This is a genomic window from Pseudoalteromonas sp. MER144-MNA-CIBAN-0113, assembly GCF_040308965.1.
GTDB lineage: Bacteria > Pseudomonadota > Gammaproteobacteria > Enterobacterales > Alteromonadaceae > Pseudoalteromonas > Pseudoalteromonas tetraodonis.
The window spans coordinates 1-11519 of sequence record NZ_JBEOOG010000101.1; the positions used below are offsets into that span (position 1 = coordinate 1).

8 protein-coding genes and 2 tRNA genes are annotated in these 11519 nt (G+C 40.4%); 9 read left to right on the forward strand and 1 reads right to left on the reverse strand.

Annotated features, from left to right (window positions below; genetic code table 11):
* The first annotated feature begins 1 nt into the window (after position 1).
* From AAEY57_RS17670 to AAEY57_RS17710, 9 genes are all read left to right on the forward strand, one after another.
* A tRNA-Lys gene (locus AAEY57_RS17670) sits at positions 2 to 77 on the forward strand.
* 150 nt (positions 78 to 227) lie between these two features.
* Positions 228 to 1268: a quinolinate synthase NadA gene (gene nadA / locus AAEY57_RS17675; protein ID WP_069439289.1), complete on the forward strand. Its 1041-nt coding sequence runs from the start codon at positions 228 to 230 to the stop codon at positions 1266 to 1268.
* Positions 1269 to 1438: 170 nt separating this feature from the next.
* Positions 1439 to 1528, forward strand: a tRNA-Ser gene (locus AAEY57_RS17680).
* 164 nt (positions 1529 to 1692) lie between these two features.
* Entirely contained in the window at positions 1693 to 2829 is a 1137-nt protein-coding gene (gene csm6, locus AAEY57_RS17685; protein ID WP_350608395.1) for a CRISPR-associated ring nuclease Csm6, read from the forward strand.
* A 70-nt stretch (positions 2830 to 2899) separates the two neighbouring features.
* A complete protein-coding gene (locus AAEY57_RS17690; protein ID WP_350608396.1) occupies positions 2900 to 6343 on the forward strand; it encodes a type I restriction endonuclease subunit R in 3444 nt (1147 codons plus the stop codon).
* Positions 6344 to 7300 carry a virulence RhuM family protein/type II toxin-antitoxin system death-on-curing family toxin gene (locus AAEY57_RS17695; RefSeq protein WP_350608397.1) on the forward strand — a complete coding sequence of 319 codons (957 nt, stop codon included), beginning with the start codon at positions 6344 to 6346 and terminating at the stop codon, positions 7298 to 7300.
* Between the two features lie 220 nt (positions 7301 to 7520).
* Entirely contained in the window at positions 7521 to 9101 is a 1581-nt protein-coding gene (locus AAEY57_RS17700) for a type I restriction-modification system subunit M (protein WP_024603138.1), read from the forward strand.
* On the forward strand, positions 9098 to 10192 hold the full coding sequence (locus tag AAEY57_RS17705; RefSeq protein WP_024603139.1) for a restriction endonuclease subunit S: 1095 nt from the start codon (positions 9098 to 9100) through the stop codon (positions 10190 to 10192). Before AAEY57_RS17700 ends, AAEY57_RS17705 begins: the two co-directional genes overlap by 4 nt.
* Before the next feature lie 120 nt (positions 10193 to 10312).
* Positions 10313 to 10984, forward strand: coding sequence for a hypothetical protein (locus AAEY57_RS17710; RefSeq protein ID WP_350608398.1), 672 nt, complete (start codon positions 10313 to 10315; stop codon positions 10982 to 10984).
* Between the two features lie 127 nt (positions 10985 to 11111).
* Here the strand turns inward: AAEY57_RS17710 and AAEY57_RS17715 are convergent, their stop codons facing one another.
* The gene (locus AAEY57_RS17715) at positions 11112 to 11306 is read right to left on the reverse strand and encodes a hypothetical protein (RefSeq protein WP_350608399.1); all 195 of its coding nucleotides are present in this window, start codon (positions 11304 to 11306) and stop codon (positions 11112 to 11114) included.
* Positions 11307 to 11519 lie beyond the last annotated feature (213 nt).

Genomic DNA, 11519 nt, shown 5'->3' on the forward strand with positions numbered 1-11519 from the left:
CGGGTCATTAGCTCAGTTGGTAGAGCAGTGGACTTTTAATCCATTGGTCGATGGTTCAAGTCCATCATGACCCACCACTTCTGGTACACTTTCTTCGACATGAAATATTTCCTACTATCTCCCTAATCTTTATTTATAAACTGCCTTGTTAGATTGCTATTATTTAGTGTTAGTTTCTCGTATAATTTGCACTATTAATTACACTGTAAATAAAGTGGTCGAGAACAATGAGTTTAGCTCAAACTATTATGCCAGAAGGCTATATCTTTCCTCCTAAGCCAGCTCCGTTAACACAAGACGAAAAAGGCGAATATAAAGCGCGAATAAAGCAGTTACTGCAAGAAAAAAACGCGGTGCTTGTTGCTCATTATTACACTGATCCTGAAATTCAGGCACTCGCTGAAGAAACAGGCGGTTGTGTAGCCGATTCACTAGAAATGGCACGCTTTGGCGCTAGACACGAAGCCGACATGATCATTGTCGCGGGCGTACGTTTTATGGGTGAAACCGCTAAAATTTTAACCCCCAATAAAACTGTGGTGATGCCAACACTTGAAGCGACTTGTTCATTAGATATTGGTTGCCCTGTGGATGAGTTTTCAGCATTTTGTGATCAACACCCAGATCGTAAAGTGGTTGTATACGCTAACACCTCTACCGCGGTTAAAGCGCGTGCTGATTGGATAGTTACCTCATCGTGTGCACTTGAAATAGTAGAGCACTTAGATGAGCAAGGCGAAAAAATTATTTGGGGCCCAGATAAGCATTTAGGCAGCTATATTCAAAAGAATACCGGTGCCGATATGATCATGTGGAACGGCGCATGTATCGTACATGACGAATTTAAAACCAAAGCTTTAAAAGACATGAAGGCATTGCACCCAGATGCGGGCGTACTTGTGCATCCAGAATCACCGGCTGAAATTGTTGAACTCGCTGATGCTGTTGGCTCTACTAGCCAGCTTATTAAAGCAGCGCAAACTATGCCTAATAAAAAGTTTATTGTGGCGACCGATCGCGGTATCTTTTATAAAATGCAGCAACTATGCCCAGATAAAGAGTTTTTTGAAGCTCCAACGGCCGGTAGCGGCGCTACGTGTAAAACTTGCGCTCACTGCCCATGGATGGCAATGAATGGCTTACAAGCGATTGAGGAAGCACTGATTGATGCTAGCGGCAAAGAAGTATTTGTTGATATGGACTTACGCGAAGGCGCACTTAGATCGTTAAATCGCATGCTTGATTTTACAGCCAATATGGCAAAATAATAAATGGCAATATAACGCATTAGATAAAGGCGATACTCAGGTATCGCCTTTTTTATTTGCTTATGAAGAGTTAGTTTGATTATTGAGCAGTTAAAAGCGTGATGTTAAAAAGGCCTTGCACCAAGCAAGTGTATTTCATACTATAGCGCGCTGTTGCACTGCAACATTGTGGAGAGATGGCTGAGTGGCTGAAGGCGCACGCCTGGAAAGTGTGTTTAGGTTAATCCCTAACGAGGGTTCGAATCCCTCTCTCTCCACCATTATTCTATATTAGGACGTCTCAGGACGTCCTTTTTTGTGCCTGTAATAAAGTTAAATTGATAGTGATAATTACATGTTTGTACCTATTTCATTGAGTTTAAACAAGTTTCATTAATTATGTAATTTATGTATTATGAATAATTCTTCCATAAATGGATAATTAATGAAGAACATACTGCTCATTGTCACAGGTGCCAGCCCACAAGTATTAACCGAAACTCTTTTTGCGCTTTATCAGCAAGGTAAGCCAATGCCTGAAGAGATTTTTGTTATTACTACAAAAAGCACCAAGGCTATGCTCACCGATGGATTATTTAAGCAGGGCTATTTAGCTAAACTAATAGCAGACTATAAACTTCCCAACATTAAACTCCCCGATGAAAACATATGGCTTATAGAAGACGATAATGGCCAACCTATTAATGATGCTAAATCTGAAATAGAACAGACCTACATGGCCGACTTTATTACACGTAAAGTATTTGAGCTCACCAATAACAACGATATCAGCATTCATGCATCTATTGCGGGTGGCCGTAAAACAATGGCGTTTTATTTAGGCTATGCCATGTCGTTGTTAGGGCGCGAGCAAGACTCACTTAGTCATGTATTTGTTAATGATGAATTTGAATTTGTCAGAGATTTTTACTACCCAACTCCCCACGACCATATTATTGACGGTAAAAACGGTACTCAAGTTAATTGTATAAATGCAAAGGTAACCCTTGCCGAAATTCCATTTGTACGAATGCGCCAATCTATCGACGAAACACTCATTGCCAACTTGCAAAGTGCATCATTTAGCCAAACAGTAGCAAGCTTAAACTCAGCGCATAAAAAAGATTTAACCTTAGAGGTAAACGCAAAAGCAAAAACGCTCACCTTTGCAGGTATCGAAATTAAACTTACCGCAAAAGAAACTGCCTTCTATTTATGGTTAAACCAATACAGCCAAAGTGAACATAAAAAGTTAGTGGTGGGTCGTGATTTTGAAGAATCTTTGCGTTACAGCAAAGAGTACCTCATACATTTACAGCAAAATAGCAGTGATTTACGTATATTTCGTGATACGTTTGGCATAGAGCCCGAAGATTTTAGAGACGGTTTACACAGTAATTTAAAAGTAATGGAAAAAACCTTTGTGCAACAAACGCGTAGCCGCATAAATAGTAAAATAAATAAGGTGTTACCAAACGAGCTTGCTAAAAAAATAGCGATTGACTCTAATAACCAAAGCTTTGAAACAAGCTACTGGTTAAGTGCAGTAACACACAATATAAAAATAAATATAACGGCTTAATATTCGCAAGCTTGCAAACGCATAAAAATAATAACGCATGGTAAATTAGTTGATAAGGAAGTAATCAGGAATGAAGCAATCAATGAACTTTGAACATATTCAATCTAAGTGGCCAGAGCTACACCAGTTAGCCGCTTTTGCAGAAGACTATGCGATTACCGATCCACAAAGCTCACTGGTTAAGCTGCGTTGCTTTGCCGAAAAAGTAGTAGGCTACTTATATAAAGAACTTAGATTACCTGTTTTACCCACTTCTAATATTTTTGATAAACTTACCGCCGACCACTTTACCAGCGCAGTTCCGCGTTTAATTACCGATAAACTTCACGCCATTCGCAAAAGTGGTAATCAAGCAGCCCACGAAGGCAAAGTTGATCAACAACAAGCTATTTGGATATTAAAAGAAAGCTATTTTGTAGCCTCGTTCTTATTTATGGCGTATGCCAATGGCACGCAACAAGAGTGCCCAGAGTTTAAAGCGCCTGAGCAAACACAGCCCACTAACCAAAGTGATGCCGAGTTTGCAAAAAAGAACAAGCAACTCACCAAGCAGCTAGCCGAAAATCAGGCCCGTTTAAAACGCGCACTTGACGAACTAGAAGCCGCAGAGCTTGCACAAAAACAAGCACAGCAGCAAGCAGCAAAACTAAAACAAACTATTGATGCAGAAAAGCTGGCTCAGGTTAAAACTCGCAATGAGCAAATTGTTAACTCTAGTTTTAACTTTAACGAAAACGAAACCCGTAAACGCATTATCGATTTAGATTTACGTAATGCTGGTTGGCACGTTGCACTTGACGACGAATCAACAGAAGACGTTGGCAAAGAAGTAAAAGTAACAGATCAACCTACAAGAACAGGCGTAGGTTTTGTTGATTACGTATTATGGGATGACGACGGTAAACCACTTGCGGTAATAGAGGCAAAACGCACTCGCGAAAATATCGAAAAAGGCCGCCAGCAAGCAACGCTTTATGCAAACGCGCTCGAAAAGCAATATGGCCAACGCCCTATTATTTTTTATTCAAACGGCTGGGATATAAAAATTCTCGACGACACGCAAGGCTATAATAGCCGTGGTTTATACGGTTACTACTCAAAAGACTCCCTACAGTACTTAATAAAGCAGCGCACACTTAAAAAAGATTTAAATAAAACGCCGATAGATACTGCTGTGGCAGGGCGTTTGTATCAAATGGAAACCATAACCCGAGTGTGTGAGCGCTTTAGTGACAAACACCGAAAAGCGCTTATTGTGCAAGCAACCGGCACAGGTAAAACACGCGTATCTATTGCACTTGCCAAACGGCTGCTCGATGCAGGTTGGGCTAAGCGCGTACTATTTTTATGTGACCGAAAAGAACTACGTAAACAAGCGGGTAACGCCTTTACCGAATTCACCAAAGAGCCAGTGCATATTGTTGGTAAAAGCGCTAAAAACACAGCTGCCAGCGCGCGGGTATTTATAGCAACGTACCCGGGTATGCTACGCATAATGAACAAGTACGACGTAGGCTATTTTGACCTAATAGTAGCTGATGAATCGCACCGTTCAATTTACAATATTTATGGTGATATTTTTAAATACTTTGATGCACTCGAAGTAGGCTTAACCGCTACACCGGTAGAAATGGTATCGCGCTCAACGTGTGATTTGTTTGGTTGCGATTACAAACTACCCACAGCTAACTACCCACTTGAAGACGCGATAGAGCAAGGCAACTTAGTCCCTTACAAAATTGTAAGTTACACCACACAGTTTTTGCGCGAAGGCATTAAAAAAGACAACCTAACCGATGAGCAAATAGCGCAATTAGAAGAGCAGGGTATTGACCCTAATGAGCTCGACTTTGACGCAAAACAAATAGACGAAGCCATTAAAAATAAAGACACCAACAGGCTCATACTTCGTAACTTAATGGAAAAAGGTCTGCGCGATAAATACGGCCAACTGCCCGGTAAAACAATCATATTCGCCCGTAACATAGCTCATGCCGAATTAATGGCCCAGTTATTTAGTGAGCTTTACCCGCAGCATGGTGCTAATTTTTGCCGCGTTATTCACTCAAAGTACGAACGGGCCGAAGAGCTAATAGACGATTTTAAATCAAGCGACGAAAACAGCATGCGCATAGCAGTGTCGGTCGATATGCTCGACACCGGCATAGACGTGCCTGAATGCGTAAACCTTGTATTTGCAAAACCCATAAAATCAAAAGTAAAGTTTTGGCAAATGATCGGCCGTGGCACACGCTTATGCGAAAACCTATACGGACCAGGGCAGCACAAAACTCACTTTTTAATATTCGATCACTGGGCAAACTTTGAATACTTTGACGAAAACCCAGAAGAAGACGACGTAAAACAAGCAAAATCGTTACTGCAAAAACTATTTGAAGCGCGGGTAACCCTTGCACAAACAGCCCTTAAAAAAGCAAATATGGATGTGTTTGATCAAACCATTAAATTAATTCACGACGATATTTGCCTACTGCCAATGGAATCAATATCGGTGCGCGAGAACTGGCTAGTGGTCGAAACCTATAAGGATTTTAAACGTCTTAATCAATTTGCACCGCAAACGGTAAGCGATCTGCTTGAAAAAGTAGCGCCACTTATGCAATGGCGTAACATAATGGGGCAAAGTGAAGCGTATAAGTTTGATTTAGAGCTAACCACTATCCAAACACTAATATTTACCGATGCAAACCAAATTGATTTAGCTAAACAAAGTGTAATGAACAAGGTTGAATCGCTTCAAATGCACCTAAACGAAGTGCGTAGCAAAGCACCTGCCATAGCAGAAATACAAACACAGCAGTATTGGCAGTATTTAACCCATGCAGCGCTTGAGCAAAGCCGCATTAATTTACGCAGTATTATTCACCTGCGTAATAAAAGCGTGAAGCCACCAACAAGTGATTTTGTGCTTGATATAACTGAAGACGAAAATCAAATTAAAGAAGCCGACAGGCTTACAAAAATAGTCTCTATTGATTATCAAATATACCGCCAAGAGGTTGAAAAAACACTCACCCCGTTATTTGAAACCGACAGCGTACTTAAAAAAATTCGCAACGGCGAACAAGTAACCGAAGCCGACTTAGCGCAATTAAGCTCGTTAGTGCATACGCAAAACTCAAGTGTTGATTTAAATACTTTAAAAGAGTTTTTTCCTGAATCAACCGCGACGCTTGACAAAATATTGCGTACCATAGTCGGTATGGACAAAAACGCCATAGAGCAGAGCTTTACTACCTTTGTGCAGCAAATACACACCCATGTAAATGCTAAACAACAGCGCTTTATTGGTATGTTAAAAAACCACCTGATTCGCCACGGCGCAATTGAAATAGCTCAGCTTTACGATGCGCCCTTTACACAAATACACGACATGGGGCTCGACGGCGTATTTAGCCAGCAACAAGCCGACGTAATAGAGCAATTTATTAAGCAGTTTGATGTAGAATTGGGCGATAAAAACCATACGGTAGATAAAGAAGTGAGGCTGTAAATGAGTAATGAGTTGGAGATTTACCAAAACGAAGATGGTAGTTTACAGCTAGCTGTTGCTTTACAACACGAGAATCTTTGGTTATCTCAACTACAATTGGCCCAGTTATTTAATACGTCTACTGATAATATTAGTTTACACTTAAAAAATATTTATCAGTCAGGTGAACTTGATGAAAATGCAACTACCGAGGATTACTCGGTAGTTCGTCAAGAGGGTAAACGCCAAGTAAAACGTAAATTAAAACACTATAACCTTGATGCAATCATATCTGTGGGCTACCGCGTTAACTCAACCCAAGCAACACGCTTTCGCCAGTGGGCAACTAAAACATTAAAGCAGCATTTATTAAAAGGCTACACTTTAAATCAAGAGCGATTAGCACAAAACGCAACAGAGCTAGATAACGCATTACAACTCGTTAAACGAATTGCTGTTTTGCCTCAAAACAGTGAATTTGGTGCAGGGCTTGTAGATATAATTGCCAGTTACACGCAAACCTTTTTATGGCTACAACAGTATGATGAAGGACTGCTTAATTCACCAAAAGGTGAGTTAGGCGGCGCACTTACACCACTTAATGATGCAAAAATCGCAATTTCACAGCTTAAGCAAAACCTTATAAACAAAGGTGAAGCCACCAAGCTATTTGCACAAGAGCGTAACAGCGGCCTAAATGCCATTTGGGGCGCTTTAGATCAAAGTGTATTTGGTGAGCCTGCCTACCCAAGCGTAGAAAGTAAAGCCGCGCATTTATTATATTTTGTTGTTAAAAACCATCCGTTTAGTGATGGCAATAAACGCACCGCAGCATTTTTATTTGTCGATTTTCTAAATCGAAATCAACGCCTGTTAAATGAGCATTATCAACCCGTAATAAACGATACAGGGTTAGCGGCTATTACTTTATTAGTAGCAGAATCAAACCCTAAAGAAAAGACACCATTATTCGCTTAATCGAAAATTTATTAAGCCAAAATTAAATAACACAAAACGTAGGTTGGATAAGCCAGAGCGCCATCCGACGATGTTGGATAAGCCAGAGCGCCATCCGATGATGTTGGATAAGCCAAAGCGCTATCCGAGGATGTTGGATAAGTTAGAGCGCCATCCAACACCATGATATAAAATTTAATCAATATAATGAGCGCAATAAACCGCTCACACTAGGAAAACTATGATAACCGGACCTTTAAAAAGTAAAATAGATAAGCTATGGGAAGAATTTTGGACAGGCGGCATCACTAACCCGCTTACCGTAGTAGAGCAAATTACTTTTTTAATGTACGCCCGTATGCTCGACATGAACGAGCAAGCCGATGAAAAACGAAGTGCACGTACTAAGCAGCCGTTTAACCGCCGCTTTAACGACGATGAGCAACATATTCGTTGGCAAAACCTGCGCCATTTAGGCGCAGAAGAGCTATACAAACTGGTTAAAGATGAACTGTTTCCGTACTTTTCAAAAACCTCAGGCGATGTTTCGCCAGAAGGCGCGATATTTAATGAGTTTATGAAAGACGCGCAATTGATGATTCAAAAGCAAAGCCTATTGGTAAAAGCGGTTGAAATGGTAAACGACCTGCCGCTTGAAAACTCAGACACCAAAGGCGATTTATACGAATACTTGCTTAGCAAACTCACCACCGCAGGCATAAACGGCCAATTTAGAACGCCGCGCCACATTATACGCGCCATGGTTGAAATGATGGACCCAGATGTAACCAGCCAAATATGTGACCCATCAACCGGCACCGGTGGCTTTTTATCGGTAAGTTACGAATACCTATTGCAAAAATACACATCAACCGAGGGCATCGACCGCGAGCCCGTGCTTGATGTAGATGGCAACGTACAATGTGATGATAGCGGCAAACCGCTTGCAAACTTACTTTACTCAGGCGATTTAATAACCCCAGAGCAGCGCAGCCACATAGATGCTCACATGTTCAACGGCTTTGATTTTGACGCTACCATGCTACGCGTAGCTGCCATGAACTTAGTAATGCACGGTATTAAACAACCGGGCATTCATTATCAAGATACCCTAAGCCAAAACTTTAAAGAGCACTACCCGCAAAAGGCCAAAGAAGGCTTTGACATAATACTCGCCAACCCGCCATTTAAAGGCAGCCTAGACGAAGAAGACGTATGCCCCGAGTTATTACGCAAAGTAAAAACTAAAAAAACCGAGCTGCTCTTTGTTGCCCTTATAGAGCGCATGTTAAAAATAGGCGGACAGTCAGCCACTATTGTACCTGATGGCGTATTATTTGGCTCATCAAAAGCGCACGTACAACTGCGTCAAATGCTGGTGGATAACAACCAGCTAGAAGCGGTAATTTCATTGCCAAGCGGCGTGTTTAAACCCTACGCCGGTGTATCAACCGCCATACTCATATTTACCAAAGGTGGCAGCACCGATCATGTATGGTTTTACGACGTACAAGCCGATGGTTTTAGCTTGGACGACAAACGCACGCCAATAAAAGCTAATGACTTACCAAGCCTAATTAGCGAATTTAAAGCCCGTGATAAAGCACAGGCGACTTGTGATAGCAACGATAAAACCCAGAAAGCCTTTTGGGTAAGTAAAGATGACATAGCCAGCAATAAATACGACCTGTCAATCAACCGCTATAAAGAAGTGGTATACGAAGAAGAAACGTACGATGCGCCAAAAGAGATTTTAGGTAAATTAGTGAGCTTAGAAAATGAGATACTGGCTGATTTAAAAGAGCTGGAGGGGATGCTGTGAGTTGGCCTTTAGCTAAATTTAAGGATGTTGCTCAAATTGTTACTGGCTCGACTCCAAAAAAAGTTGATGGTAACTATAACGGTACAGTGCCTTTTGTGACACCAGGAGATTTAGGCTCTAACGCCCTGATATCGAATGCGAAAGTAACCGTTACAGAGAAAGGTGCTAAGTCAGGTAGGCTCTTACCCAAAGGTACAGTAATGGTGTGTTGTATTGGTGCAACTATAGGGAAAGTAGGAATAGCTGAGCGCGATGTAATTTCAAATCAACAAATCAATAGTTTAATTTTTGATGAATTGCAGGTTTATCCTAAATATGGCTATTACTTTTGTTTAACTATTAAGCCTTTATTGTTGAATCGCTCAAGCTCTACAACAATGCCTATCGTAAATAAGAGTAATTTTTCAGAGTTTGAAATCCCATTACCACCACTGGACGAACAAAAACGAATTGCCGCGATTTTAGATAAAGCTGACGCCATCCGCCGCAAACGCCAACAAGCCATCCAACTCGCCGATGACTTCCTGCGCAGCGTATTCCTAGATATGTTTGGTGATCCAGTAACTTGGAATAAAAATGATATTGCCAAAGGCTGGACTGTCAAGCCTATAGAAGAGATCTCACTATTAAAAAGAGGTTATGATTTACCCAAGCAAAGTAGGCTTGAAGGTAATATTCCAATATATGCAGCAAATGGAATTACGGGTACTCATAATGAATTCAAGGTTAAAGGACCAGGAGTTATTACGGGTAGAAGTGGAACTATTGGTAAAGTTATTTATTCAGAAAATGATTTTTGGCCATTAAATACAGCTCTTTATGTTACTAACTTTTATGGAAATAATCCTAAATACATAGAATGGTATTTAAGATTTTTAAACTTAGAGAGGTATGTTCAGGGTGCTGGTGTGCCAACTTTAAATCGAAATTTATTTTTGAAAGAGGTTTCTGCTGTTCCTCCTAAGGCTGAGCAGGATCGGTTTGAAGTCATTTGTAAGTTGGTGAGTCAATTAATATTTAAAAATTTAGATTTTAATAAAAAAGAGCTTTTCAACTCACTAAGCCAAAAAGCCTTTGCGGGCGAACTATAACGCTATTTATAAAAATAAGAACAAGGAAGTTAGATGAGTCAAAGAGAATTAAATAAAAACATAATCAACGTAGAGCTTTTAAAACAAGCTGTTTACTTCACGCGTAAGGATAAATAATAAATGCAGGGACAAATAAAACGCATGAACGAAGTGGGCTATACGGTATTTTTAACACCCACGCCATTACTTAGCTACGAGGAGTTGGTATTAAAAAGCTTAGGATCAAACACCTACCGTGGCTTTCATCGTAAAAATAATAATTGCTTAGGCGCATCACATACCTTTAGAGATGTGCTAACTAAAAAGAAAGATTATTTAATACGCGAGCTCAATAATCTCACTTCTGAAAAACAGTTAAATACGCTTGCAAACGAGTTATGTAGTGAGCTAAAAAGTGAACTGAGTAAAAATATTAAACCTTTGCAATTGCAGTCGTTTAATAAAGTGCGAAAGCCCATTGATATTGTATTTGAGCACTTTATTGCAATGGGGGAAGATTTCGCACCAGCAAGAAAAACCGCCACACCATGGCTATTTTTACCCCTTGATAGCCAAATTTTTCAGTCTGAATTTATATTTACCGCCCAAGAAGCGAAGGCTTTAGGCATCAAGCGCCGCTTTACATATAAAGACATACAAACAGCGCAGCACTACGCAGATATACAAAACTTTTTAAAAGATAAAGCGACAAAAATAAGTTTAAACCACCGTATTTATTTTGATTTGGTTTGGAATAAGCGCTTTGAAAGCAACGGCACCAACTTATTTTTAACCAACCCAAGCAGAAAATGATAAATATTTAGCAGCTTTATTATAGCGGTTATAGAAGATTAAAATTTTAATTATTAACGGCCGTACACCGGGTTATTTATTAATGTTGGATAAGCCGAAGGTGTCATCCAACGTTATTGGTTGTGCATTATAAATGTAATACGGCTTGAGGTGATGTTGCTTTGTTGGGTGGCGTGACTCCGTCACTTAACCAACCTACGTATTTAAACCAATCATGTAGGTTGGATAAGCCGAAGGCGTCATCCAACGTTATTGGTTGTGCATTATAAATGTAATTCGGCTTGGGGTGATGTTGGTTTGTTGGGTGGCGTGACTTCGTCACTTAACCAACCTACGTATTTAAACCAATCATGTAGGTTGGATAAGCCGAAGGCGTCATCCAACGTTATTGGTTGTGCAATATAAATGTAATTCGGCTTGAGGTGATGTTGCTTTGTTGGTTGGCGTGACTCCGTCACTTAACCAACCTACGTATTTAAACCAATCATGTAGGTTGGATAAGCCGAAGGCGTCATCCAACGTTATTGGTTGTGCA

What these genes read in the sequence shown, in the direction of transcription:
- AAEY57_RS17710 (WP_350608398.1), top strand. Translation starts at nt 10,313, where the DNA reads ATGCAGGGACAAATAAAACGCATGAACGAAGTGGGCTATACGGTATTT.
- csm6 (WP_350608395.1), top strand. Translation starts at nt 1,693, where the DNA reads ATGAAGAACATACTGCTCATTGTCACAGGTGCCAGCCCACAAGTATTA.
- AAEY57_RS17695 (WP_350608397.1), top strand. Translation starts at nt 6,344, where the DNA reads ATGAGTAATGAGTTGGAGATTTACCAAAACGAAGATGGTAGTTTACAG.
- AAEY57_RS17700 (WP_024603138.1), top strand. Translation starts at nt 7,521, where the DNA reads ATGATAACCGGACCTTTAAAAAGTAAAATAGATAAGCTATGGGAAGAA.
- nadA (WP_069439289.1), top strand. Translation starts at nt 228, where the DNA reads ATGAGTTTAGCTCAAACTATTATGCCAGAAGGCTATATCTTTCCTCCT.
- AAEY57_RS17690 (WP_350608396.1), top strand. Translation starts at nt 2,900, where the DNA reads ATGAAGCAATCAATGAACTTTGAACATATTCAATCTAAGTGGCCAGAG.